This is a genomic window from Streptomyces sp. ISL-11, assembly GCF_018614525.1.
Lineage (GTDB): Bacteria > Actinomycetota > Actinomycetes > Streptomycetales > Streptomycetaceae > Streptomyces.
Genome location: NZ_JAGGOL010000120.1, coordinates 1 through 25,320 on the forward strand (window position 1 = coordinate 1; position 25,320 = coordinate 25,320).

Annotated in this window: 19 protein-coding genes and 2 pseudogenes; 6 read left to right on the forward strand and 15 right to left on the reverse strand. The window is 73.1% G+C overall.

Translation table 11 applies throughout. The features are described from left to right. Positions 1 to 490 precede the first annotated feature (490 nt). The 8 genes and pseudogenes from J7E86_RS22930 to J7E86_RS32115 form a co-directional block, all read right to left on the reverse strand. The gene (locus J7E86_RS22930; protein ID WP_215083689.1) at positions 491 to 1,222 is read right to left on the reverse strand and encodes a hypothetical protein; all 732 of its coding nucleotides are present in this window, start codon (positions 1,220 to 1,222) and stop codon (positions 491 to 493) included. A 4-nt stretch (positions 1,223 to 1,226) separates the two neighbouring features. Continuing rightward, positions 1,227 to 1,748: a phage tail protein gene (locus J7E86_RS22935; protein WP_215083691.1), complete on the reverse strand. Its 522-nt coding sequence runs from the start codon at positions 1,746 to 1,748 to the stop codon at positions 1,227 to 1,229. A 14-nt stretch (positions 1,749 to 1,762) separates the two neighbouring features. Beyond that, the gene (locus J7E86_RS22940; protein WP_308312687.1) at positions 1,763 to 3,319 is read right to left on the reverse strand and encodes a phage tail sheath C-terminal domain-containing protein; all 1,557 of its coding nucleotides are present in this window, start codon (positions 3,317 to 3,319) and stop codon (positions 1,763 to 1,765) included. Positions 3,320 to 3,701: 382 nt separating this feature from the next. Continuing rightward, positions 3,702 to 4,766, reverse strand: coding sequence for an acetylserotonin O-methyltransferase (locus tag J7E86_RS22945; protein WP_251019544.1), 1,065 nt, complete (start codon positions 4,764 to 4,766; stop codon positions 3,702 to 3,704). A 94-nt stretch (positions 4,767 to 4,860) separates the two neighbouring features. Further along, positions 4,861 to 7,629: a ferritin-like domain-containing protein gene (locus J7E86_RS31915; protein ID WP_215083693.1), complete on the reverse strand. Its 2,769-nt coding sequence runs from the start codon at positions 7,627 to 7,629 to the stop codon at positions 4,861 to 4,863. Further along, positions 7,629 to 7,793 (reverse strand): FAD-dependent oxidoreductase, encoded by a 165-nt coding sequence (locus J7E86_RS31295; protein ID WP_308312688.1) that lies wholly within the window; start codon positions 7,791 to 7,793, stop codon positions 7,629 to 7,631. The genes J7E86_RS31915 and J7E86_RS31295 overlap by 1 nt, the downstream gene beginning before the upstream one ends. After that, a complete protein-coding gene (locus J7E86_RS31300; protein ID WP_308312689.1) occupies positions 7,790 to 8,500 on the reverse strand; it encodes an FAD-dependent oxidoreductase in 711 nt (236 codons plus the stop codon). Before J7E86_RS31300 ends, J7E86_RS31295 begins: the two co-directional genes overlap by 4 nt. Positions 8,501 to 8,805: 305 nt before the next feature. Next, positions 8,806 to 9,153, reverse strand: a pseudogene (locus tag J7E86_RS32115) (flavin monoamine oxidase family protein); the annotation flags it as partial. Between the two features lie 434 nt (positions 9,154 to 9,587). Between J7E86_RS32115 and J7E86_RS32120 the strand changes: the two are divergent. Then, positions 9,588 to 10,298, forward strand: a pseudogene (locus tag J7E86_RS32120) (NAD(P)-dependent oxidoreductase); the annotation flags it as partial. A gap of 167 nt (positions 10,299 to 10,465) precedes the next feature. On the opposite strand, the gene J7E86_RS22965 reads toward J7E86_RS32120, so the two are convergent. The 3 genes from J7E86_RS22965 to J7E86_RS22975 form a co-directional block, all read right to left on the reverse strand. Beyond that, on the reverse strand, positions 10,466 to 11,881 hold the full coding sequence (locus J7E86_RS22965; RefSeq protein WP_215083694.1) for a cytochrome P450: 1,416 nt from the start codon (positions 11,879 to 11,881) through the stop codon (positions 10,466 to 10,468). A 34-nt stretch (positions 11,882 to 11,915) separates the two neighbouring features. Continuing rightward, the gene (locus J7E86_RS22970; protein WP_215083696.1) at positions 11,916 to 12,956 is read right to left on the reverse strand and encodes a terpene synthase family protein; all 1,041 of its coding nucleotides are present in this window, start codon (positions 12,954 to 12,956) and stop codon (positions 11,916 to 11,918) included. Between the two features lie 453 nt (positions 12,957 to 13,409). Next, positions 13,410 to 14,072 (reverse strand): GGDEF domain-containing protein, encoded by a 663-nt coding sequence (locus tag J7E86_RS22975; RefSeq protein ID WP_215083698.1) that lies wholly within the window; start codon positions 14,070 to 14,072, stop codon positions 13,410 to 13,412. Positions 14,073 to 14,344: 272 nt separating this feature from the next. On the opposite strand from J7E86_RS22975, the gene J7E86_RS22980 reads away from it, so the two are divergent. Further along, on the forward strand, positions 14,345 to 14,803 hold the full coding sequence (locus J7E86_RS22980) for a DUF779 domain-containing protein (RefSeq protein ID WP_251019545.1): 459 nt from the start codon (positions 14,345 to 14,347) through the stop codon (positions 14,801 to 14,803). Between the two features lie 211 nt (positions 14,804 to 15,014). Here the strand turns inward: J7E86_RS22980 and J7E86_RS22985 are convergent, their stop codons facing one another. From J7E86_RS22985 to J7E86_RS22995, 3 genes are all read right to left on the reverse strand, one after another. Next, a complete protein-coding gene (locus J7E86_RS22985; protein WP_215083716.1) occupies positions 15,015 to 17,252 on the reverse strand; it encodes an EAL domain-containing protein in 2,238 nt (745 codons plus the stop codon). 449 nt (positions 17,253 to 17,701) lie between these two features. Further along, the gene (locus J7E86_RS22990) at positions 17,702 to 18,523 is read right to left on the reverse strand and encodes an SAM-dependent methyltransferase (protein ID WP_215083700.1); all 822 of its coding nucleotides are present in this window, start codon (positions 18,521 to 18,523) and stop codon (positions 17,702 to 17,704) included. A gap of 363 nt (positions 18,524 to 18,886) precedes the next feature. Further along, a complete protein-coding gene (locus J7E86_RS22995) occupies positions 18,887 to 19,513 on the reverse strand; it encodes an N-acetyltransferase (protein ID WP_215083702.1) in 627 nt (208 codons plus the stop codon). A 217-nt stretch (positions 19,514 to 19,730) separates the two neighbouring features. Between J7E86_RS22995 and J7E86_RS23000 the strand changes: the two genes are divergently transcribed. Together J7E86_RS23000 and J7E86_RS23005 are read left to right on the forward strand one after the other, a co-directional pair. Next, a complete protein-coding gene (locus J7E86_RS23000; RefSeq protein WP_215083704.1) occupies positions 19,731 to 20,510 on the forward strand; it encodes a DUF4142 domain-containing protein in 780 nt (259 codons plus the stop codon). 4 nt (positions 20,511 to 20,514) lie between these two features. Then, a complete protein-coding gene (locus J7E86_RS23005; RefSeq protein WP_215083706.1) occupies positions 20,515 to 21,894 on the forward strand; it encodes a DUF1996 domain-containing protein in 1,380 nt (459 codons plus the stop codon). Between the two features lie 111 nt (positions 21,895 to 22,005). On the opposite strand, the gene J7E86_RS23010 is transcribed toward J7E86_RS23005, so the two are convergent. Beyond that, positions 22,006 to 23,133 (reverse strand): helix-turn-helix domain-containing protein, encoded by a 1,128-nt coding sequence (locus J7E86_RS23010; protein WP_308312691.1) that lies wholly within the window; start codon positions 23,131 to 23,133, stop codon positions 22,006 to 22,008. Between the two features lie 289 nt (positions 23,134 to 23,422). Here J7E86_RS23010 and J7E86_RS23015 point away from each other — a divergent pair, with 289 nt between their 5' ends. Continuing rightward, positions 23,423 to 24,241, forward strand: a complete 819-nt coding sequence (locus tag J7E86_RS23015) for a hypothetical protein (RefSeq protein ID WP_251019546.1) — start codon at positions 23,423 to 23,425, stop codon at positions 24,239 to 24,241. Then, positions 24,238 to 25,320, forward strand: a 1,083-nt coding sequence (locus J7E86_RS23020) for an NADH-ubiquinone oxidoreductase-F iron-sulfur binding region domain-containing protein (RefSeq protein WP_308312692.1), incomplete at its 3' end; no start/stop codon positions are given. The genes J7E86_RS23015 and J7E86_RS23020, both read left to right, overlap by 4 nt.

Below are 25,320 nucleotides of genomic sequence, written 5' to 3' on the forward strand. Positions count from 1 at the left end.
GCCCGGCCGGACGTCGCCGGGTGCGGCGGTCCGAAGGCCGGCGGGGCGGAATCGGGTGGCGCCGCCGGCCGCGGTCGGGGCGCCGGCTGCGCATCGCGGGGGGTGGCTTCCACCAGTGGCAGCGGGCGCCGTGGGACGGCCGCGGTGCCATCGGGGTCTAGTGCGGGCGCCGGCCCCGTCCGAGCGGGTGGGCCCGTCTCCGGACGCCCGCCGGCGTACCGGTCGGGTGCCGTCGGCGGCACCTTCGGCACGGGCGCGTGGGGCGACGCGGCATCGAGCGCCATGGGCTGCGCAGGCGGCGCTGCCGGTGGCACGGGCAGCGATGCCACCGGCGGCGTCGTCTCGCGTGCGACGGGAGGCCGCGGCTCCCCGGCGGCAGGGACGGGATCGCCGTCCGCGCGCAGATGTGGCGCCCCCGTGCCGAACAGTGTCGGCAACTGGGGGCGCAGTCTCGGCCCCGGCTCGCCCAGCAGTCGGCCCACGAAGTCGCTCACCCGGCCACCGCCTCCAGGTAGAACTGTCGCCGGAGAGGGCTCACCGCGAGCGCGTCGGACTCCGTCCACCCGTAGCCCCGGGCGAGCATGTGGACTTGGTGGAGCAGCCGACGCGCGTACCCCTCGATCTCGGCCCACACGTATCCGGCGAGGTCGAAGGTCGCGGACCAGCTGTGACGGCAGTACGGGCAGGTGAGCGGCACAGCGGTGTCGGCCCCCGGATCGAGGGCTCCCAGCCGCTCCGCGACGGCTTCGAGGACCGCGTCGGGCAGGACGTCGGAGGCCGGCTCGGCGCCGACCACACAACGGCTCAGCAAGGTGCGCCGGGCGTCGGGCGCCGAGGGGTCGACGGCCAGGAGGTCTCCTCCGGTGAGGGCCCGGTACGTCACCTCGCACCCGTCCGCCCGGAGGCTGTCCGTGCGCTGTCGGCGGCCCGGTGGGACCCGTGTCCGGGGCGCTCGGAGCTCGTCGGTCGTGACAGCGACTTCGAGCTGCTCGTCGCATCCCGGGCAATCGGTGGCACAGGGGAAGGTCTCGCCGAAACACGTCTCCCGCAGGTCGAGCAGGAGGGCGTTGAGCTCGGCCAGGGTGAGTCCGGCGACGGGTCCCGCGGTATCCGTCCCGTCCGCGGCCGCCCCGGCGAGCAGCAGGGCCCGGGCCGGCGGCTCCTGTCCGCTTCCCGTCTCCCACATGTCGAGGAGTCGCGCCTCGGTCAGCTCGAGCTTCACCGGGTCATCCCGCGGTGTCGCTGAACTGCGGCAGCTGCGGCGGCTCGGTGCGCTCGCGCACCCAGCCGTGGTGTTCGAGTTTGACGTGCTCGAACGCGACGCCGTTGGCATTGGCGTCGAGATCGGGAAGCGCCTGGTACTCCGAGACCCAGCAGTCGTGGACGGAGTACGACAGCACCTTCTGGCCGGCCTCGTCGAAGACGTCGATGATGAGGTCCCGCCGGAAGTCCTTCAGCGAGGTCTCCAGGGAGCCCGTGGAGTTGCGGAAGCTCCAGACCCGGTTGGCCCACTCCTCGAAGACGGTGTCGGTCGTACACCCGCGTTCCAGGCTGACGGGCTCGTACTCGGTCCGGCCCGGCAGTCTGCGGCTGGTGCCGGGGCTGCCGCCGTCGCGGTGCTTGATCACCTCCGTGGTCCGCTTCAGCCCGCTGACCTTGCTGACCCCCGCGATGTACTCGGTGGACCCGCTGAACTTCACTCGGAACCGAAAATTCTTGAAGGGGTCCCGGCGCGTGATCTCCGGCATCGGACGTCCTCCTCCTAGGTCTGGATCTGGCCGGCGAGCTGCTCGATGTGAATGATCACGAACTCGGCGGGCTTCAGCGGCGCGAAACCGACCTGGATGTTGACGATCCCGCGGTCGATGTCGTTCTGCGGGTTGTTCTCGCGGTCGCATTTGACGAGGTACGCCTCTTCGGGCGTACGTCCCTGGAACGCGCCCTCCCGGAAGAGGGAGTTCATGAACGCCCCGACGTTCAGCCGGATCGACGACCACAGGGGTTCGTCGTTCGGTTCGAACACCACCCACTGGGTGCCGCGGAACAGGCTCTCCTCCACGAACAGGGCCAGGCGGCGCACGGGGAGGTACTTCCATTCGTCGGCGAGCCGGTCCGCGCCGCGCAGGGTTCGCGCACCCCAGGCCACCGGCCCGACGCCCGGGAGCAGCCGCAGACAGTTGATACCGAGCGGGTTGAGCCTGCCGTTCTCCACGTCGGTCAGTGGCATCTCCAGGCCGATGACCCCGTTGAGCGAAGCGTCCGTGCCCGCCGGGGCCTTCCACACCCCTCGCTCGGCGTCGGTGCGCGCCAGCACTCCGGCCATGACTCCGCAGGGCGGGAACGCGGTGATCGTGTCGTCGCGCATGCGGTCCGGTGCCAGCACGCGCGGGAAGTAGAGCGCGGCGTTCCTGGCGGGCGGGCCCTTGAGCGGTGGATTGAGCGCACCCGTCACGACGGTGTCGAGTTGCACTCCGTCCACGGTCCACGCCTGCGGCGGGTCCACGAGCAGGACAGCACGCCGCTCGACGCATAGCTTCAGCGCGTCGGTCAGGATCTCTTCCGGGCAGTCCGGCAGGCACAGCAGGTTGAAGATGTCGGTCTTGAGCAGCTGGTAGATGCCGGTCTTGGCCGCCGGGCTGCCGTTCGCGCCGCTGTAGTGGTTCGCCTTGGGGGGCAGGTCGTCATCGGCCTGGGGGGTGGTCTCCGGTGCGCTGAAGAAGGCGGTCTCCTCTCCGCTGGCCTCCTCCGTCGTCGGCGGGACGCCCTCCTCGTCCTCCCGACACTCCAGCGGATCATCGGAAGGTTTCTGCGGGGAGTCATGCGCGGGCGGGAGTCCGGTGCCTTCGGTCTTGACGGTGACCAACCGGGATCCGCTCAGCACGTTGCCCAGGCTGCGCGGGCTTTTGGAGTCGGTACTGATGTTGCGATAGCGCTCCTCCAGGCCGCTGCCGCAGTCACGGATGGTCAAGTTGTACAGGGTGCCGTTCGTGTCCGGGATGGTGTCGTGGTCGACGCGGGCGCGAAGCTTGCGCGCCCAGCTTCCGGGACTCGCGGCCTTCAGGACAGGGCGGTCGCCCGCCACGTCCGTGGGTCCCTTGCCGATCGGAAATTCCACCGTGACGGAGCCCCCGACGAGCCGCACGATCTCGGCCTCGCGGCCACCGTTCAGATAGAACTGGTGAACCGCGTAGCTCATCGGGCTGTCCCTATCCAGCCCGCCGAACTGTTTCTCGTAGTCGGCCCACCCGGTGATGTGCACAGGGCGGTCGACCGGCCCGCGGGGGGCGGACCCGACGAATGCCGCGGTCGATGTCGGCACGCCGGTGATGGTGCGCACACGGCTCTTGACTTCGTGAATGTAGACACCGGGATACGTGGCGTTCACTGGCATGGACGTCCCCTTTCTCCAGCTGGCGGACGCGGCCCCGGGACCGCCTCCCGCGGGCTCCGCGACGGGCCGAGCCGGCCGCCGCATCGAGGCGAAGGGTGACGTCACGGCCACTCGGTGATCTCGCCAGCACCGTAAGCAGACCGCGTCGCCTACGGCGCTCCGGGGATGGGGTGTCTCCTTCGAACAGGTGAAACCCACAAGCGCCAATCAGCTCATCCCGCCCCGCCGGCCGGAGCACGGAGGGCACGGCCGAAGAGTCAGCGGCCGGACGACCCGTGGAAGGACACGACGGTGAGTACCGGCCGTTCTGTCATTTGACGCCGATCACCATCGACTCCGGCCCCGCCAAGTGCCGCACCCGGCTCTCCCGGAAGCCCGCGTCCGCCAGCCGGGACCGGCAGTCGGCGGCGGTGTACGCATTGCCGCCGGGGGTTTCCAGGAGCATGGTCAGGCCCATGAGCAGGCCGTCGACGTTCTCGCGGCGGGCGTCGTCGATGAAGGTCTCGTAGACGATGACGATGCCGCCCGCCGGCAGTGCCTCGTGTGCCTTGCGCAGGAGGGTCATCGCCTTGGGCGGGGCCCAGCCGCTCAGGATGTGTCCGAAGATCAGCACGTCCGCCCGGGGCAGTGGCTCGGCGAAGAAGTCGCCGGCGAGGAAGGAGAGGCGGTCGCCGAGGCCGGAGTCCGCCAGTCGTCGCCGGAAGCTGGGGGCCACCGCGGCCAGGTCGAAGCCGGTGCCCCGCAGGTGGGGGTGGCGTCCGAGGAGGTGGGTCAGCAGGGCGCCCTCGGCGCAGCCGATGTCGGTGACGGTGCGGTAGGGGGACCAGTCGACGGCCTCGGCGAGGGCGTGCGTGGAGCTCATGGACAGGCCGGTCATGGCCTGTTGGAAGGCGGCGAGGCGGTCGGGGTCCTGGTAGAGGTCCGTGTAGAGGTCCTCCTCGCCGGCTTCGATCTCGTTCTGCGGTCGGCCCGTGCGCAGGCCGGCGTCGAGCTTTCCCCAGAGTTCGTACATCCTCGCGTCGCTCAGCTCCAGGAGGCCGCCCACGTAGGCGGGGCCGCCGCGTACGAGGTAGTGGGCCGTGCCGGGGGTGTTGGTGTAGAGGCCGTCGGCGCGTTCCAGGGTGCCGAGGGCGACGAGGGCGTCGAAGAAGTCACGGGCGGCACGGGGGTGCAGGCCCAGACGGGCGCGCAGCTCCTCGCCGTTCATGGGGTGTTCGGCGAGGTGCGTGAAGAGGTCGAGGCGGGCGGCGACGAGCAGGACCTTGGAGGCCATGAATCCGCCGGCGATCCGCATGATGGGGCCGAGGTCGGGGGCGGCGGCGTGTGCCGGGTCCGGCGACGAGGCGGATGACGGGGCGGGTGACGGATCGCTCATGAGGCCCCCGCACGACATCACACTGCATGGCCATTTGACGGACATGTCTGTACTACCCGCGCGCTACCCCGTTCAGGCATCGCGCGCGTCGGCCTCACGCACCGGACTTCCCTCCCGGACGGCCTTGCCGCGGAGCAGTGACCGCGACCCCGGGACCATGAACAGCGTGGCCAGGAGGGCGAGCGTCAGCAGCCCCGCGCACGTGTACGCGCAGAGCTCCAGTCCGGCGGTCATCGCCTCGCGTGCCGCGGCCGCGACCGCGGCGTCGCGCGGGTCGGCCGCGAGTGAGGGGATCGCCGATCCGGCGCTCTCGGTCACGGCCGCGCCGACCCGCCGGGCGTCCTGGTCCGACAGCCCGGTACGGGTGAGGCGGTCGCGCAGGCCGGCGGCGAGCGTGCTGAAGAACAGGGTGGTGAGTACGGCGATGCACGATCCGGGGGGTGAGCGTCGCGGGCTGCTCGATGGCGATGTAGCGCTGCACGCTGCCCAGGCTCAGCGGCTTCAGCGCGAAGTCCAGCGGGACCGGCAGCTCGGCGTTGAGCGTGGCGAAGTCGATCACGGGGATGTGGAACGGCTCGCCCATCGCCATGATGATGTTGTTGACCAGCAGGAAGTGGATCACCTCCTCGCGGGCGACGGTCAGCAGACTGCCGCGCATCCCGTCGTCGAGTGTCGCGCCTCCCCCGCCGCACGCGAGCTCCAGCTGTTCCGCCGTCCACTGTCCGCGGCGTACGTGGGCGAGCCCGGCCCCGTGCGTGGGGACGGAGAACGCCGCGTACAAGTACTGGAGCATCACCGACAGTTCCAGGGCCGCCGCCTGCCGCAGTACGGTCCACAGCTCGCCCCGCGTGGTGATCGCCGGCTCCGCCGCGAGGGGGCCCGGGGCGGTCAGCGGCGGCCGGACGCGCGCCTGGACGTTGCGCAGGTACGCCAGCAGCAACCGCGCCCTGGGGCCGGACAGGTCGCGGGTCGGCGGCATGTAGTAGGTCTTCTCCCGGTTCGCCGGATCGCACATCTGCCAGATGAGCTCGGCGTAGGTCTCCACCTTGCAGCGGTCGGCGAGGGCGAAGACCTCCGAGCGCATGAAGGAGGAGATGTGCTCGTAGAAGGCGAAGACCTCCCGGTGCAGCAGGTCGAAGTCGACGTCCGCGCGGGGCACGTCGTCCAGGTGCCAGTCGTCGGGCAGGACGCGTACGGCCAGCGATCCGGCCCCCGCCCAGTACCCGAGCGCGTCCTCGTCGTCGTACGCCGCCCGGGCCGAACCGGGCGCGTACGGGTCGGCGGGCGGCACGTCGGCCGGCCCGGCGGCGAGCAGGACGCGGCAGGTGCCCGCCCGCTCGCCGCGCAGGGTGAGCAGCCCGTGCCCGTGCTCGTCGGTCTCCACCACGCACTCGGAGGCGTACGCGCCCGTACCGCGCACGCCGAGGACCACCGCGTCCCCGCAGCGCGCCGCGGACGAGCCGGCGACGCTGTCGCCGGGCACGGCGCGGGGGTTGAAGTACTGCCGTACGCAGATCCCGCCGGCGCTCGCCGGCCGGCCGCGCACGTAGGCGCGCAGGGGCACCCGGACGGCGTGGTCGTTCCCGTGCGCCCGGTCGCGGTGGTGCAGGACGAGGAGCGCGTCGTCCGTCTGGATGGTGGTCTCCCGCTCGGTGAGCAGCGTCTCGCGCCGGCCCGAGGTCCCGGTGCCGGTCAGGTACAACGCCTGTTCCTCCGCCTCCTCCCAGCCGGGCTCGGCGGGCATCGTGACGATTCCGCAGGTCGCGTCGGAGGGGTACGCGTCCGTCGGCACCCGGGCGATCAGCCGGCCCGTACCGGCCGTACGCAGCTCCAGGTCGCCGGCGTTCACGTACGGGCCCAGCCGGTGCAGGGGGCCCGGGCCCGGTCGCGGCGCCCGGGAGGCGAGGGGCACGGCGGAGATCATGTTCAGGGCGGCGCGCCCCCGTGCCACGTCCACGGTCAGGTGGTGCAGCGGGGCGCCCGGGAGCGGGACCAGCAGCCCTCCGGCGGGGTAGCTGCGCAACTCGTGGGCGTACCAGGGCGCGACGGTGCCCCGCACCCGCCAGTGGCTGGGAGCGTCGGGGACCCTCGGTGAGCTCATGGCGTCCAGCGCGAGCTGCACCACGAGACCGTCCGCTCCCTCGCCCAGCGCGGCGCGCAGGGCGCGCACCGCGGGCGAGCGCGCGGCGTCCGGGAGCCAGTCGAGCTCGCCTCCCGGCACCACGAACTGGTGGACCGCGCAGTAGCGCAGCTGGGGGGCCAGGACGTGGTCGCCGACGTCCTGGATGTGGCCGAAATCGACCCAGCGGGGCGGGTGGAGGCCGCTCACCCCGCCGGTGAGGAGATAGCCGCCGTCGTGCGAGCGGCCGCGCCGGCCGAGGCCGAACCGGCCGGCCATCAGCGCCGTCGTCCACCGGGAGGCCGGGTCGACGTCGAGGACCCGCGCGCGGTTGACGGTGGTGCGCAGGTAGGGGTTGTAGTGGCCCCACACGTCGACACCGCCGCCGACGACGGGGTCGGCGGGACCGTCCTGATGACCGTTCTCCTCGCCCGGCGGTCCGCCCGGGGTTTCGGTGCGGGTGATCCGGGCGTCCAGCCAGAAGTGCCCGTTCCCGTCGAAGTCCCAGCCCCGCGCGACGCTGAACCGCCCGTCCGGCCGCTGCCGTCCGTCGCCGTCGAAGTGCGGGCCGCGCCGGTGCAGGAACGCGTGGTACTCGGTGGCGGGCCGGTCCGCGGGGAAGGGGCCGTCGTCGGTCAGTGCCCGGTGGGTGGTGAAATCGATCAGCCCGCAGCGCGGGCCGGTCGGCAGCCGGGTCGTCGCGGTTCCCTCGAAGTGCAGCCGGGGCAGATCGAAGACGCTCATCACAGGGCTCCCGCCGGGTCGTGGTGGCCGGACGCGCAGCGGGCCCGCAGGCCGGCTCCGTAGCGGGTGAGGTCCTCGACCGCCCCGAGGCCGGATTCGATGGCCCCCTCGATCCACGCGGGGGCCGACGAGCAGTGTTCGCCCGCGAAGAACAGCCGGTTCACCGGCCGGGCCGAGCGGGCCCGCTCGGCCTCGCACGCCTCGGGGCTCTTGCCCCAGCGCGTCGCGCACCCACGGCCCATGCCGAGCCGTCGCCCCAGGCCGTGCTCACGGCACCCAGCACCATGCCCGGCAGGAGCAGTTCGGGGTGGAGCGCACCGAGCTCGTCCAGGACGAGGCGGTGCCGGCGGCGCGGCGGCAGCCGGCCCAGCCAGGCGGCCTCCTCGCCGATCGTGTAGCTGGCCAGCAGGGCGGCCCCGCGGTCCGGGGAGGCGTCCAGGGGCGGGTAGTAGGTCTGGCGGATGCGCCCGCCGGTGGAGGAGGCCCCGCCCTCGATGCCGTACGACCGCCAGAACGGCTCCCGGCGGTGGAAGGCCACCTTGGTGGCCGGGCAGTAGTCCACCTCCTCCAGCACCGCCAGCTTGTCGGCGTCCAGGCCGTGCAGGCGCATCCGGCGCAGCGCCGGGAAGGGCAGCGCGCACACGGCGAAGTCGGCCTGCCGTACGGTCGTCCGCAGCCCCGCGCGGACCTCGACGAGCACCTCGTCCCGCCGCACCTGGATGCCCACGACCCGGTGGCCCCGGCGCACCGGGCCCCGGAGCCGTTCCGCCAGCCCGTGCGGGAGCCGGTCCATCCCGCCGCGCAGCCGGAGCAGTTGGGGGCTGGTCTCGGTGAGGATGTCGTCCAGGAAGCTGTTGAACCTCCGCTGCACCCTGCGCGCAGGCCCGGGTGCGCCGAGAACAGCGAGTGCAGGTCGACCCGGTCCTCGGCCACGCCGCTCAGATGCGGCAGCAGATCGACGCCGGCGACGAGGTCGAGGAGTTCGCGGCGGAGGTCCTCGCGGAGTGCCTCGCGCAGGTCGGGCGGGGCGATGGCGTCGACGATGGCCGTCAGCCAGGCCCCGAAGACCGTGACCTCATGGGCGTGGCGCAGACCGGGCCGGTGGATCTCCAGTTCGCGCCGGAACGTCTCGCACAGCGGCCGGGCCGCGTCGCGTATGCGCACGAAACCGGCGGGGGTGCGCAGATACGCGTTCTCCTCGGACAGGAGTGTGGCGAACGGGCGGAGTTCGCCTTCGAGTCCCAGCAGCCGGACGTATTCCAGGGTGCGTCGGTGGTGGGTGGGAATGCGCATCGCGCCCAGTTCGACACCGGGCGCACCGGGGCCGGAGCCGAACCGGTGCGTGTGCACCCGGCCGCCGACGCGTGCGCTGCCTTCGAGCACCTCGACCTGGTGGCCGCGCCGCTCCAGTTCGTACGCCGCCACGAGCCCCGCCATCCCGGCTCCGAGCACGAGGACCCGGGCGCCGCTCCGGGGCCGGCGCTCCGTGAAGCCATGAGCACGCCACAGCAAGGCGTCGAACATTGCCACCACTCCCGACAATGCCTGGAAATTCCTCTCTTGGGAGAGGCTATAGGGATTTCACGTATTTCCGGGCCGGAGTAAGAGGATTTCAGGACATATCAAGTCCCGCAACCGAAATTACGAGCATGCCGATCGGGGGCGTAGAGCGCGGTACGGCAATGAGTGACGACGGAACAGCGCATTGCCGGAGGGTGAGTTGACGCGCACGCACCTCCATCTCTCCTCGCGAGCCCTTTTCGAGCACCCCCACGTGCCCCCAAAAGCACCGCGAACCGCCCGCTCCCTTCCGGGACACCCGGCAATTACGGGAATCCCGCGCGGGAAGAATAAGGTTCATACGGTGATTTGAGCGAGGTTTACGGATTTCCCTTATCCATGCGCGCCGGCAGGGGGGAACGATGCGTGCCAAGGTGACCGTCCTCGGGCTGGGGCCGATGGGAGCGGCACTGGCCGGTGCGTTTCTCGCCGCCGGCCATCGGACGACCGTCTGGAACCGCACGCCCGGAAAGGCCGGGCGCCCTGGCGGCGCGGGGTGCCGCGGCGCCGGCGTCGGCCGCCGAGGCCGTCGCCGGGGGCACGCTCGTCGTGGTCTGCCTGGCGACGTACGACGCCGTCCACGAGGTTCTCGCTCCCCTGCCCGGAGAGCTCACGGGCCGTACGGTCGTCAACCTCACCTCGGGCTCGCCGCCCAGGCCCACGCGGCGACCGCCTGGGCGGAAGGCCATGCCGTCGACTACCTCGACGGCGTCATCATGGCGACACCGGCCGGCATCGGCGATCCGGACTCGCTGCTGCTCTTCAGCGGCCCGCGGGCCGTCTTCGACCGCGGCCGCGGGGCACTGACCGCCCTGGGCGATCCGGTGCACCTGGGCGCCGACACCGCTCTGTCCTCCGTGTACGACACCGCGCTGCTGGGCCTGATGTGGGGCACGCTGACCGGCTGGCTGCACGGAGTGGCGCTCATCGGCGCGGACGGCCCCGGCGGCCGGGTGACGGCGACGGCCTACACCGACGTGGCCGACCGGTGGATGAGGACGGTGCGCGCCTTCATGCGCGCCTACGCGCCGCACGTCGACTCCGGGGACTACCCGGGCGGCGAATTCACCCTGCGGCTCCACGCGATGACGATGGACGTCCTCGCCCACGCCAGCGAGCTCCGGGGGGTGAGTCAGGCCCTGCCGGAGCTCTTCAGGGACCTGACCCGGCCGGGCGATCGCCGACGGACACGGCGACGACAGCTACGCGCGCCTGGTGGAGTACCTGCGCAAGCGCGACCCGGCGTGAGCCGCGGCGCCGGTCGCGCCGCCGGCAGCTACCGCCGCTCCACCGTCATGGGCAACCGGTCCGGATGGACGTCGATCGTGGCGAGCCGGTGGACCGGCGTGCCCGGGACCGGGGTGAGCTGCCAATGGCGGCAGATCACCGCGAGCGCGGTGACGAGTTCGGTGTAGGCGAAGGTGTTGCCGATGCATTTGTGGGCGCCCGCGCCGAACGGGATGAAGGCGCCCTTCGGCAGACTCTCCGCGCGGGGCGGGAGCCAGCGGTCCGGGTCGAACGCCTCCGGGTCGGGGAACCAGCGCGGGTCGTGGTGCAGTGCGTACGGGCTGTAGAGGACCTCGCCGCCCGCCGGCACCACGGTGTCGCCGAAGCGGACCGGGACCAGGGCGCGCCGGGTGAACATCCAGACCGCGTACAGGCGCAGGGCCTCGGTGATGACGCGGGAGGTGTACGCGAGGGACGACAGGTCGCCGTAGCGGAGCGGGCGGTCGCCGAGGACGGTGTCGAGTTCCCGGTGGACGCGGGCCGCCACGTCCGGGTGGCGGCCCAGTTCGTGGAAGATCCAGGCCAGGGTGGCGCCCGTGGTCTCGATGCCGGCTATGGCGAAGTTGACGACCTGGTCGTGGATCTCCCGGTCGGTCAGGGCCCGGCCGTCCTCGTCGCGGAGCGAGAGGAGCATGGACAGCAGGTCGCCGTGGTCCTTGCCGGCCTCGCGGTAGGCGCCGATCGCGCCGTCGACGGCTTCGCCCAGGGCACCGATGGCCCGGGTGAAGCGGAGGTTGCCGGGGGTGGGGAGCTTCGTCCACCACTCGGGCAGGATCGTGCGGACCATGGCGCCGCGCAGCAGGACCGGCACGCTGCGCTGGACCGCCGCGGCGGCCCGTTGGCCGAAGCCGGCGGTGAAGAGGGTGTTGGTGAGCATCGCGAAGGAGAGTTCGTTCATCACCTCGTTCACCGCCAGGACCCGGCCCGGCTGCCAGGAGGCGACGGCGGCTTCGGCGGCCTCGCGCATCAGGGGTGCGTAGTCGGTCATCTTCCGGCGCTGGAAGGCGGCTTGGAGTATGCGGCGCTGGCGGACGTGGGCCGCTCCCGAGACCGCCCCGATGCCCTGGCCGAAGAACGCCGCGGCCTTCTCGAAGAGCCGGCCCCGCTCGAAGTCGCGTGCGTCGTCGACGAGGACGCGCTGGACCAGGGCCGGGTGGGTGAGCGCGTGGACGGGCAGGGGCCCGAGGCGGATCCGTACGACGTCACCCCGCTCGGCGAGCGAGGTGACGAAGCCCAGCGGATCACGGATCAGCGCCGGTGCGTGACCGATCAGCGGCCACGCGCCCGGGGCGGACGGCGTGCCGCCACCGCCGCCCCGGGCGGGACCGGGATCGCCTCCGGGCGCCGATGCCTCCTCGGTGAGCGGGCCCGCCTTCGCGTGGTGCCGGTAGCGGTCGTCGACCACGGGTATTCCTCGCCTTCGCTGGGGAGCGGGGACATCAGGCCGCGGGGGCGTTCGCCGCCTCCAGGGCCTCCGGTACGGATTCCTTCCACACGAGCTGCACCCGAACCGCGCTGTGGTCGCTCATCCGCTGTACGGGCGCGTAGCGCGGCGAGAGCTGATGGGCCTCGGTCACGCCGACGATCAGTTGGTGGAACGCTTCGAGCCACCAGGCGAGGGACGGGGTGGCGGCGCGGATCCGCCGCCCCAGGGCGTGGAGCTCGTCCAGGACCTCGGCGTGCCGGCCCGCCACGTGCCGGCACGCGTCGACCGGTGAGAGCCCGTGTTCGCGGGCGGTGATGCAGACAAGATTGGGCAGGCCGTCCCGCTCGTCCTTCTCCACGCCGTAGAGGTCGTTGAAGAGCACGTAGAGGGTCTCGGTGAGGTGGTACGCCTCGTGGATCGCGGCACCGTAGGCCTCCGCGGGAAGTTCGTGATCGTAGGCGTACTGCAGCAGGTCGAGCCAGATCGTCTGGCCGGAGGTGCGCCGGCGGACGTCGACGTACTCCTCGCTGCCGGGGAACCGGCCGAGGCGTTCCACTATGGCGGCCTCGTCGTTGGTGGAGTGGTACCAGGCGGTGAGGTTCCTGCCGAGGCGGTGGATCCACCGGGTGCTCATCCCGGCCCGCCGGAACTCCCGCCCCAGTTCCCACCAGCCCCGGGTGTACCGGTCGCCCCGCGGGGGTTCGGGCAGCTCGCCCGTGACCGCCCTGCCGATGCGCTCCGCTTCCTCGGCCGCTATCCCGACTCCCTCTATCCGGTCGTCGTGGAAGGCCCACAGCGCCAGGAGCCGGGCGATGGCCGCCTGGCGGACCGGCGAGGCCGTGGGATAGCTGCGCCGGGCGAAGAGGTCGGAACGGAGGATGGCGTTGTACCTCCTGCGCTCCTCGGCCGAGGAGAGCAGACCGAGTCGGTCCAGCCAGAGCTGTACCTCCTGTTCCGGATCGGGGTCCGGGCCGGGCGCGGGGAGTCGGTTCCAGGGTTCGGGGTACAGCAGATAAATCTCTTGCACGCTGACAAAAGCCGTTGGGGATTTCATTCTCTGTGTCCTCGTTGTTCGCCGGCGATGCGCAAAAGCAGTGCTGTTACTGACGAGTTGAGGTGCTCCGGTCGTGGAGCTGTCACAGCGCGGTCCGGACCGGCCGGGCGCACCGGGAAGGGAGCCCCGGAGGTAGTGCCGGAATACGCTGGATGTCCATGCCGGGTCCGCCTCTCCGTGGCCAGGATCTGACCCGAGCATCCCCACTCCGCGTGACCGCCACCGGGACGGAGTGCGTCGGAATGGAGCACTGGGGAGCGCGCGGAGCATTCGTCATCACTGCATGAGCCAGTGGACTAGGACACGCGCTCCCGCGCCGCTGCCTGCGACGACTCCGGTGCGCTCGCGCCGTGGCCCTGCCGCCCCGCCGGCCTCGCCGGGCGCGGTCGGGACGGCCGTACGGGAAGCGGGCGGTGAGCGGGGCCGGGAGCGCCGGGAGGTGCCGGCCCGCCGTCACGACGCTTTTCGGCGGGTGGTGGAAAGGAGGGTCAGATGGGTGCCCGGACGGCCCGCGCGGCGGCCGTTGGTGGTGCGGTAGACGTCCACCGGGCCGGCCGGCCGCCAGTGCAGTCCGAGCCGCTTCGCGGTGGACATCGCCTCGTCCGCGCCCCGCAGGAGTTCCGAGAGGCCGGCGCCGGGCCGGTGGCCGGTGCGGCACAGACCGATCGAGGCACGGGGGCTGAGCGTCGCCGCGCCGGTCTCCAGGGGGGCGGAGAGCCGGGCGGAGAGCCCGTACGTCAGCTCGGCGTGCGGGTCGGCGTCGGGCGCGAGCCGGATGACGGCGGTGAACTCGTCGCCGCCCAGCCGCGCCGCGAACCCGCCCCGCTCCCGGCACCAGGCCGACAGGCGCCGCCCGACCGCCGCGATGACCTGATCGCCGACCGCGTGGCCGTGGGTGTCGTTGATCTGCTTGAAGCCGTTGAGGTCCAGCAGCAGCACGGCGGCGTGCGGGTGCCTGATGGCCCGCTGGGCGCGGGTGGTGAACTCCTCGCGGCACATCAGGCCCGTGAGGGGGTCGGTGCGCGCGGTCCGCAGGCGGCGCAGGAGGACGAGGGCGTGGGCGGCCCAGCCGATGGTCGGGGCGGCTATGGGCAGGGCCTGGAGGAGGAAGCTCATCGGGCACCTTCCGGAACGGGGAGCCGGCCCGTCGCGTCGTCGGGTGGGGGCGCGGGCGGGCCTGTGGGTGGGTCCGGTCATGCTGGAGATCCCCACTTCTGCCCGGCGGGAGCGAGCGAGGGCGAACACCGGTGCCCCGCAAGGGCGTTCATGAGCCAGCGCCGCCCGGCGACGCCTCCCTCTGGCGGTCCGCGCGCCGCCCCGGCAGGCTGTCCTGACCGGACGCCCGGCCGTCGCCCGCGGCCGGCCCACACGTCGGAGGAGGTACGGTCATGGGCCCTCGCAAGAGCCCCGGTTCACCGTTGTCGCGGAGCTCCGCGCCCCCGGCGGGCGGCGCGCGGCGGGAGCCGGGGCGCGCCGTCTCGCGCGTCGCCCTCACCGCGGAGGCGGCCCGGCTCGTCCGCCGGCTGCGCGAGGAGCACGGGCCGCTGATGTTCCATCAGTCCGGCGGCTGCTGCGACGGCAGCTCGCCCATGTGCTTCCCGTACGGCGAGTTCCGTACGGGTTCCTCGGACGTGCGGCTCGCGGAGCTCGCCGTCGAGGGGGTGGCCGAACCGATCGGCTTCTGGATGTCGGCCGACCAGTTCGAGCGCTGGCGCCACACCCACCTCACGGTGGATGTGGTGCCCGGACGCGGCAGCGGCTTCTCCCTCGAAGCGCCGGAAGGGGTGCGCTTCCTGATCCGCTCGCGGCTGCTGACGGACGAGGAGACCCGTTGCCTCGGCACGTGACGCGGCAGCGCCGCCTGTGCCGTGCGCACCACCGCTGCGCGGTGGTGTCCTCAATCTCCCCCAGCTACCGCTGGGGGTGCCCCCAACGGGCTTGATTGTGGCTGAGCTCAGCCGATCTCAGCCCGTCCGGCGATTGAGGACGCGCCCGCAGGGCGCCCGCCGCCGCAGGCGGCAAAGCCGGCCCGCAGCCCGAAGCCCCCCCCGTAAGGGGTTACGGCACCGCGTCCACCAGCGAGAGCGTGCACAGGCGCTCCGGCGGCCCCGGCCGGGCGTAGTACCAGCCCTGGGCCGTGTCGCAGCCCAGCACCCGCAGGTGGTCGGCCTGCGTGCCGGTCTCCACGCCCTCCACCGTCACCGACAGGTCGAGGGTGTGGGCGAGGGAGACGATGCCTTCGACGATCTTCACGTCGACGGGGTCGGCCGGTGCGCGCTGCATGCCGCGGGTGAAGGAGCGGTCGAGCTTGAGCGTGCTGACGGGCAGCCTGCGCAGGTAGGAGAGGTTGGAGTAGCCCGTGCCGAAGTCGTCGAGGGCGATGTCCACCCCCATGTCGGCGAGCTGGCGCAGCGGCCGCAGCTCCTCCTCGTCGGCGCCGATCAGCGCGTTCTCGGTGACCTCCAGGCACAGGGCGGACGGCGCGAGTCCGGCGTTCTCCAGGACGGCGACGGTGTCGGCGACCAGGGAGGGGTAGCGCAGTTGTGAGGGCGAGAGATTGACGTTGACCCTCATCGGTGCCAGGCACTTGCCCTCGCTCCGCCACGCGCGCGCCTGCCGGGCGGACTCCTCCAGCACCCAGCGCCCCAGCGGCACGATCAGCCCCGTGCTCTCGGCGAGCGGGATGAACTGGTCGGGGCCGAGCACGCCGTGCAGGGGATGCAGCCAGCGTACGAGCGCCTCGGCACCGCGCACCGTGCCGTCGCTGAGCCGCACCAGGGGCTGGTACTCGATGAAGAACTCCCCGTTCTCCAGCGCCCCGGGCAGGCAGTTGGTCAGGCTGTGCCGGGCGATGACCCGCGCGTCGGAGTCCGCGTCGGCGAGCTCGTAGCGGTTCCCGCCGGCGGCCTTGGCGCGGTACATGGTGATGTCGGCGCTGCGCAGCACCTCGGCGGGACCCAGCTCGCCGGTGCCGCCGTCGACGATGCCGATGCTGGCCCGTACGGACAGGTCCCGGTTCTCGACGTGGACGGGCTCGGCGAGCGCGGTCAGCATCCGGCGGGCGAGGGCGGTGGCGTCGCTGGGCGCGCGGGGGCCGGTGAGCAGGGCCACGAACTCGTCGCCGCCCAGCCGGGCGATGATCTCGTCGGGGCCGGTGGCGCAGGAGCGCAGCCGTTCGGCGACGGCGACGAGCAACTGGTCGCCCACGGCGTGCCCGAGGCTGTCGTTGACGGCCTTGAAGCCGTCGAGGTCGAGGTAGCACAGGCCGAAGCGGGCGGCGGCGCCGCGCTCCGGGTCGAGCGCCCGGTCGAGCGCCTCGAAGAACAGGGTGCGGTTGGGCAGGCCGGTGAGGGCGTCGTGGGTGGCCTCGTAGCGCAGCCGCTCGTGCAGCAGCCGGCGCTCGGTGATGTCCTCCATGAGCGCGAGCTGGTACTGGGGGCGGCCGTTGGCGTCCCGCAGCAGGGCGACGGAGAGGTCGGTCCACAGCACGCTGCCGTCGCTGCGGTAGTACGGCTTCTCGACGCGGTAGTAGTCGCGGTCGCCGCGGATCAGCTCGCGGTACAGGCCCCACACCTCGGGCGAGTCGTCGGGGTGGACCCATTCGCCGACGTTCCGGCCGGTCACGTCGTGGGCCATGCTGCCGAACATCCGGACGAGGGCGTCGTTGACGTCCATGATGCGGCCGTCGACATCGGCGATGCCGACGCCGATGGCCGCGCCCTCGAACACCGCGCGGAACCGGGCCTCGCTGGTGTGCAGGGCCTTCTCCGTCTCGGCCTGCGCGGCGAGCGCGGCGCGGGAGAGCGCCTCCTGTTCGACGAGGGTGCGCTCGCGCAGGGCGCGGGCGAAGCCGGCCGCGACGGCGTGCTGGAGGGACGTGCAGCGGGCGCGGGCCTCCTCGGCGGACAGGGCGTCGCCGGGCGGGCAGTGCGACACGAGGTGGGAGTCGATGGCGCCGAGGATCAGCGGCAGGGCGTCGGGGTCGGTGCAGTGGGCGCGGACCAGGGCGGCGCCGGTCTCCGCGGCGGGTGCGGGGTCGAAGGCGGGAGCCCGCAGCGCCCGGCCGAGCCGCTCGGCCAGCGGTACGAGGTAGCGCTCGAACTCGGCGCGCGTCATGGAGGTCGCTGTGGCCGGGTAGACCGCGCGGCTCCAGACGGCGGCGAACGCCTGGACGCACTCCTCGCCCAGGGGCGCGTCGGGGTCCGGGGCGCCGGCGGGCCCGGTCCGCGCCTCGCCCTGCCCGTCGGGGGCCCTTGGCTCCTCCCCCGCGCCGGTGTTCCGCCCCTCGCCGCACATGGGGCAGCCGGGGTTGTCGCGTCCACCCGTACGAGTGACGTCGCGTGCCCCTGCCGGTCGTTCGCGGCCGCTCGTACGGGCGTCCTCGCGCGCCGCCCGGCCGTGGTCCGTCCGGCTCTCCTCCGGCCCGCCGCCGTCCGGCAGCCCGTCGTCGCCCTCGTCCGGTGCGCCGGGCTGTGGGCTGCCATGTCGTACGCAGGAGCCCGCGGCCCTGCCCACCGTGGCGTCCACAGCCGGCGTCACCGGCGTCCCGCTCCCGATACCCACCCCGACCCCGGCTCCGCTTCCGATTCCGTTTCTGGTTCCGCTTGTCGTTCCGTTTGTACTGCCACCGGGCGCCCCGTCCCCCACGAGGTGCCCTGTGACTTCTGCCCTTGCCAGGTCTTCGGTAACCTGCCCCGCTGTTCCGCCCCCGGGTCCGCCCAGCGTTCTGCCGCTCGACGCGATGGTCACGGTTTGCGCCCCACACCGGCGAATCCGACGTACATGGCCGGGTCGTCGTCCACGGCCGCCGTGGGGGCCGCGTCGGGCCGCCAGGTGGGCATCGGCACGAGGCCCGGCTCGACCATCTCGAACCCGTCGAAGAAGCGCTCCACCTCCGGGCGCGAGCGCATGAGCAGCGGCGAGCCGACGTTGCGGTAGACGCCCTCCAGCTCTTCCCCCTCCTCGGGCTTGATCGGGCCGGTGTCGGTCGACGCGTGGGTGAGGATCAGCAGGCTCCCCGGGGCGAGTGCCTCGCGCAGCTGGGCCACCGCCTTCCAGGGGTCGTCGCCGTCCTGCATGAAGTGCAGGACGGCGACGAGGAGCAGCGCCACCGGCCGGTCCAGGTCGAGGAGTCCGGCCACCTCGTCGGCGGCCAGGATGTCATGCGGGGAGCGCAGGTCCGCGCTCACGATGGCGGCCCGCTCGTCGCCGGCGAGGACGGCCCGGCTGTGCGCGACGGCGACCGGGTCGTGGTCGACGTAGACGACGCGGGCCCGGGGATGCGCGGCCTGGGCCACCTCGTGGACGTTGCCGAAGGTCGGTATGCCGGAGCCGATGTCGAGGAACTGCGTCACGCCCCGGTCGACGGCGTAGCGGACGGCGCGCCGCATGAAGGCCCGGTTGGCCTGCATGATCTTCGGCAGACCCGGGAACGCCTCGATGGCGCGGCGCCCGGCCTCCCGGTCGACCTCGAAGTTGTGCGAGCCGCCCAGGTAGTAGTCGTAGATGCGGGACACGCTCGGCACGGAAAGATCGATGCCTTGGGGGGCCCAGGTGGGACGCTCCATCAGTTTGTCGCTCCAGCTCATCGCACGGGCATTTGAGCAGAGGCTACTGATCGTTCGTTCGAATGGAAGCGGCAAGCGGAAATCGGCGGTCCGCATCGAACGCACGGTCACCCCTCGCCTCCTGCGGGTGTGTCACCCCGGACATCGCGAAACCTCTCCCGTGTGTGAGATGCATCTCTCCCACGCTTCCCGCCAGCCACCTCCGTCACTCGCGAAAGCACCGCACGGCCGTCCGTGGCGACGCCCGCGTCGCCAATCATGTCAATTAATGATCATGAGGGGAAATATGCCCCGATCGCGCGCACCGGGCGGCGGCCGCGTGGCCGGCCGCCGCCCGTCCCGGCACCCGTACCGCGACAGGTGTCAGGAGCGGGGCTCGCGCCACATCGGCCACATGCGCGGCCCGTCGGGCAGGTCGACGGCCGTGCCGGTGAAGACGAAACCGAGCCGTTCGTACAGCGCCCTGCTCCGTTCGTTGCTCGCCTCCAGGTAGGCGGGCATGCCCTCCGCGTCGCAGCGGTCGAGCACCGTGGTGAGCAGCGCCCGGCCGCGGCCCTCGCCACGGCGGCCGGGGGCGGCGACGATGGTGGGCAGGTAGTAGTGCGACCGGTCCACGGGGTGGGCGCGCTCGGTCAGCTCGCCGACGATCCGGGCGCGTTCGTTGCCCGGATCCGCCTGGGCGAGGCGCTCGGCCATGTCGTCGTCGCCGTCGGCCGGTTCGCCGGCGCCGTCCGCCCGCACCGGCAGCCACAGCGCCGCCGCCGAGAGGTCGTCGGTCACGTCGACCCAGCCGTGGCGCAGCGCCGCGTCCAGGAAGACACCGAAGAAGCCGGGGTGCACGGCGCGCCGGTGGTCCTCGTCCGGGAAGACCCACCCGCTGACCGGGTCCTCCATGAACGCCTCGCCGATCAGCAGGCTGATCGCGTCGCGCTCCTCCTCCCTGGCGCGGCGGATTTCCGGTACGACAGCGGTCGTCTGATGCGCAGTCATGATCCCTTTCCCGTACGTACATGGAGCGTTACGAACAGTTCGCGCAACGATCGTACGTACGCGCGATTCGCGGGCGCGCGCCGCGGCACGGTAACAGCCTCCGGGTCCGGTGACGGCGGCTTTGTCAGAGCCCGCGAAGGCTCGTCCGCCGCGCCGCCGACGGGGCTAGCGTCCCTGGCCATCGGAGGAGACGTCGAGGAACGAGGGAGGCGGCGCCATGCGTCCGGTGCGCCCGTCGCAGGTCCTGAGAGCGCGCGGTACGAGAGCGCACAGCGTACGGTCGTGGGCCCGGTGGACCCGGGGCGGCCGGTCGGCGGGCGGCCGGGTGCTCGGCACCTGCCTCGTGGTCGGTGCGCTGGCCGCGACGCTGGTGGCGCTGCTGCTGCCCGTCTCCCTGTTCGGCGGCACCCGGCCGGCGGCGGCCGGCACCCCGGCGTTCAGCGACGACGGCGAGGGCGTGCGGAACACCGCGTCCGGTCCGCTGACGCCGCTGGACCGGGACTTCGTGCGCAAGGTCCGGCTCGCCGGGCTGTGGGAGAAACCGGCGGGCCGCCTGGCCCAGGAGCGGGGCACGGTCGAGAGCGTACGGATCGCGGGCGAGCACCTCGTGGGCGGGCACAGCGAGCTGGACCGCCGCTCCCTCGACGCGGGCAGGGACCTGGGCATCACGATGCCCGACCGGCCGAACGCGCAGCAGCAGGGGTGGCTCGACCGGATGGACGCCGCCCGCGGGACGGAGTTCGACCGCACGTTCGCGGAGCTCGTCCGGACCGCCCACGGCAAGGTCTTCGGCCTGGTCGCGCTCGTACGGGACCGGACCGGCAATTCCGTGGTCCGTGAGCTGGCGACGCGCGCCAACGCGGTCGTCCTCGACCACATCACCGTCCTGGAGAACACCGGGCTGTCCGGCGTCCCCCGCACGTCGCCGCAGCCCCCGGCGCAGGCCCCGGCCCCGCCGGAGTCCCCCATGCGACACGGATACGACGAAATGAAGTGATCCCATGACCCCCACGACACAACAGGGCCACCACAAACGCCGCTCGCAGATCAGGATCCGGGCGCTGGTGGCGGCCGGGGCGCTGCTGCTGGGCGGCGGCGGAACGGCCGTCATCGCCTCCCACGCCTCGGCCGGCGGGGAGCGTTCCGCGGCGCGGCCGGCGGCCGCCGCCACGGCGACGACCATCGCCTGTCCCGACGTCGGCGACCGGCTGAGCGAGGTGCCGGACCCGGCACGGGTGAAGGTCTCCGAGGGCCTGGCCGAGCTCGACGCGCAGGTGGCCCGGGCGTACGGGCAGGCGGCGGCGCCCGGCGGCGACCGCTCGGCCGTGCTCGACGAGCTCAAGCGGCAGCGCTCGGGCACGATCGGGCGGATGGCCGACGCCATCGGCGAGCAGGCCGCGCGACCGGCCGCTCTCACCGGGCTGAGCGGCTGCACGGCCCGGCAGGTCGGTACGGAATCGAAGGAATCGGACGGCCGCACCAACGTGCTGTCGCGCGCCATGCCCGGCGGGCCCGCCCCCGCCGACTTCGCCGACATCCGCACGGCGCCCGCCAAGGCCCGGCCCGCCAACCGCGCCGGCGGTTCGGCCGGTACCTTCACCTCGTCCTGCGGGCGCAACGAGAACGGCCACTTCAACTCCGACAACGTCATCGTCACGCCCGGCGTGAGCAACGGCGCCCACCACACGCACGACTACGTCGGCAACCTCTCGACGAACGCCTTCTCCAGCGACCGCAGCCTCGCCGCCGCGGGCACCACCTGCACCAACGGTGACCTGTCGACCCACTACTGGCCGGTCCTGCGGCTGCTGGACGGCAAGGCCGCACCGGACGCCAACGCCCCCGGCGGCGGGCACGACGGGAACATGGGCAAGATCCTGCGGCCCGCCTCGGCGACGATCCAGTTCCGCGGCAGCCCGGTGTCGAAGGTGTCCGCGATGCCGCGCTTCCTGCGGGTGATCACCGGTGACGCGAAGGCGTTCACCAGCGGTCCGGGCAACGCCAACGCCTCGTGGAGCTGCGTCGGGTTCGAGGACCGGCAGCTGACGGACAAGTACCCGGTCTGCCCCGACGGCGCCGACGTGGTCCGTACGCTCGCCTTCCAGAGCTGCTGGGACGGCCGGTCGACCGACAGCGCCAACCACCGTACGCACATGGCCTTCGCCCGCAAGGACGGGTCGTGCCCGCGCGGCTTCCGGGCCGTGCCGCAGCTCGTCCAGCGCATCACCTACGACGTGCCGGCCGGTACCGCCTTCGCCGTGGACAGCTTCCCCGAGCAGCTGCACAAGCCGGTCACCGACCACGGCGACTTCATCAACGTCATGCCGGACGCGCTGATGGCGAAGGCCGTGGCCTGCGTCAACGGCGGGCGCCGCTGCTGACCCCCCGGCCCCCGGCGCCGGGTGCTCCCCACCCACACCCTGCCACCCGGCGCCGGGCACGCGGCGGCCCCGGACCTCCCGTCCGGGGCCGCCGCTCGTGTGCCGGCCGGCTCACAGGCCGTTGACCCGCGCCTCCCGGGCGAGACCCAGCGGGTGCACGACCGCGCCGACGGCCCGCGCGCGACCGCCCGGCTGCGAGCGCAGCCGGCGGGCCTGGGCCAGCAGGCGACGGCTGCGCAGGGCCAGTTCCAGCTCGAAGCGCAGGCGCGGCTCCCGCAGCGCGGGGCCGAACAGCTTCTCGATCTGCCGCAGGCGGTAGCGGACCGTCTGCGGATGCACCTGGAGCGTACGGGCCGCCTCCGGCGCGCCGCCGCTCTCCAGCCAGGCCAGCAGGGTCACTTCGAGGCGCTCGCTCTGCCGCGGGGTCAGCCCCTCCAGCGGGCGCAGCCAGCGCGCGGACAGGGCGCGGGCGAGCGATTCGTCCTGCAGGAGCAGCAGGTCCGAGAGGTGGTCGTCGACGAAGACGAGCCGTTCCTTGGGGCTGCCGCCGGGCGGGGCCAGGGCCAGCAGTCGCCGCGCCCAGCGCAGTGAGGAGGCGGCGTCGGCGACCGGCACGGCGTGCCCGACGGCGGCGACGCGGCCGCACAGCACGGCCACCAGCGCGGCGCGCGTCTCGGGCCCGCCGTCCGGTATCAGCAGGCAGACATCGTTGTCGACCGTACCCAACAGCCCTTGCCCCAGCGAGGCTTGGAGCTGGAGGGCGAGGTGCGGGGCGTCGTTGGCGGAGGCGGCGGTGAGGGCGACGGCGCGGACCCGGGCGGGCAGCGGCCAGCCGGCCCGGCGGGCGAGGCCGGCCAGCACGTCGTCGGGGAGGCAGCGGTCCTCGGCGATCGCGGCGAACAGCGCCTGGCGCGCCCGCGCACCCGGCATGGCGGTGACCACCCGGCCGGACACCGCCCTGGATGCCGCGGCCGAACCGACCGAATGGACCGGGTCGACCGGTCCGAGGGCCACGGGCGCGTGGCCGCCACCGGCGTCGCCCCGAATCCCCAGGGACAGCAACAGGGCCTGCTCAACCGCTGTTCGCATCGCGTCCCGCCCGACCCGCTCCGTGATCGCCGCGAATGCGGGTGTATTACGCAGCAGTTCATCGACCAGCTTGGCCGCGACGGCGGGAAGTTCCTTTCTCAGGACCCGGGTCCATTCGCCGCGTGGCCGTGACCAGATGCGGTTCAGCATTTCGCACATCGTCTACCTCCGGACATCTGCACCGGACAAGGGGATCGGGACTGGCGTTCGGACCCTCTCGCCTGAGTGGGCATCATCAGCAGCCGCCCACCATCGTGGGGACCGCCGCACGTGAATTTGTCACAGCGCGATAAAGCTTATGAAGGACTTGCGAAATTCTAGGATCCTGCTGTTCATTCGACCGCCCGGCGAATTATGCCGATGCGCGGGATTTCCGGATTTCTCAGGAACAACGGGCGCCCGGCCGAGCCGCCGTGGGCCGCCCGTCGGGAGGCCACCTATGCCTGCGTCACCCATGTCCCCAGCGTCCTCGCAGCACCCACTGCCCCCGCTCTCCTCGTTCCCCCCGCTCCACCCTCCGGCCTCGCAGTCCTCACAGTCCCCGCCCACCACACCTCCCTCCTCCCCGCTCTCGCCGTTCCCGGCGCCCCACCTCGCCCGCCCCCGCTTCCGCTCGCGCCCCGCGACCCGCCCGTCGGCACGGCCCGCGTTGCCGGCGGCGATCCTGCTCGCCCTCGCCGTCGCGGCCCGCGCCGGCGTGGCCGAGGACGCCCAGCGCTTCCTCGACTTCGGTGCCGGGGTGCTCGCGCTCGTCTCACTCACCTCCACCGTGCTGTGGGGACTGGCCGCCACCGACCGGCTGCTGCTCGGCTCGGCCCACCGGCTGCTCGCCCAGGGCGTCCACCGCGGCCTGGCCGTGGCCGGGCTCGGCTTCCTCGCCCTGCACATCTGGGTCAAGGTGGCCGAGGGACACACGGGTACGGCCGCCGCGGCCGTACCGTTCACCGACGGGGCCCAGCCGCTGCTCATCGGGCTCGGCACCCTCTCCGGCTATCTCTTCCTCACGGTCGCCGTGACCGGCGCGGTGCGCAGCGCCTTCGCCGGCGTCGGCCGGTCGCGCGCCTGGCGGGCCCTGCACATGGGCGCGTACCCCGCTTGGGGCGCGGCGCTGGTGCACGGCCTGCACGCCGGGCGACCGGCCAGCGGCTGGGCGACGGCGTCGTACGCGCTGTGCCTGGCCGGCGTCGGCGCGGCGCTGGTGCTGCGGGCGCGATCCGGCGGCCGGGGCACACAGGGCGCGAAAGGGGGAACCGCGTGACGGCGGCCGTACCGACCCTGTCCACCGTCGGCCCGCCCCGGCTGCTGGCCGGGCTCGACGAGCGCCCGTGGGTGGACCGCGCGGCCCATCTGGCGCTGCACGGCACACCGCCGACGCCGTCCGCGGGCGAGCTGACCGGGCTGGCGGAGGGCATCGGGCTGCGCGGGCGGGGCGGCGCGGGGTTCCCCTTCGCCCGCAAGCTGCGCGCGGTCACCACGTCGCTGCGCCGTACGGGCGGCAGCGGTGCCGTCGTGGTCAACGGCAGTGAGGGCGAGCCGGGTTGCCTCAAGGACACGGCGCTGCTGCTGCACGTACCGCACCTGGTCCTCGACGGCGCGCTGCTGGCGGCCGGGGCGATCGGCGCGGACCGGGTGGCCGTCGGGGTGACGCGGCCGGACGTGGAGCGGTCGGTGCGCCGCGCGGTCGCCGAGCGCGGCACGGCGGGGCCCGAGGTGCGGGTGGTGCGGCTGCCCGAACGGTTCGTCACGGGTGAGGGGACGGCGCTCGTGCGCGGTATCGGCGGCGGCCCCGCGCTGCCGTCCGGGCGCAAGGTCCGTTCCAGCGAGAGTGGCCTGGACGGGGTGCCGACGCTGCTGTCGAACACCGAGACGTACGCGCAACTGGCCGTCGCCGCACGGCTCGGCGCCCGGGGCTTCGGCGAGCTGGGCCTGCCGGACGAACCGGGCACCGTCCTGCTGACCGTGGCCGGCGCGCACGTGGTCGAGACGCCGACCGGGCTGCCACTGCCGTACGCCCTGGAGCTGTGCGGCATCGGTACGGGCCAGGGCGTGCTGGTCGGCGGCTACCACGGCACCTGGCTCTCGGCGCCGGACGCCCGTACGGCGACGGTCTCGCGGGAGGCCATGGCGGCGGCCGGCGCCACCTTCGGGGCGGGCGCGGTGCTGCCGCTGCCGCACTCCACCTGCCCGGTCGGGGAAACCGCCCGGGTGACGCGGTGGCTGGCGGCGGAGTCGGCGGGGCAGTGCGGGCCGTGCTTCCAGGGACTGCCGGCGCTCGCCGAGTGCCTCCTCGACGCCGCGGGCGGTGGCGGTCAGGGCGCGCTGGACGCCGTACGGGCC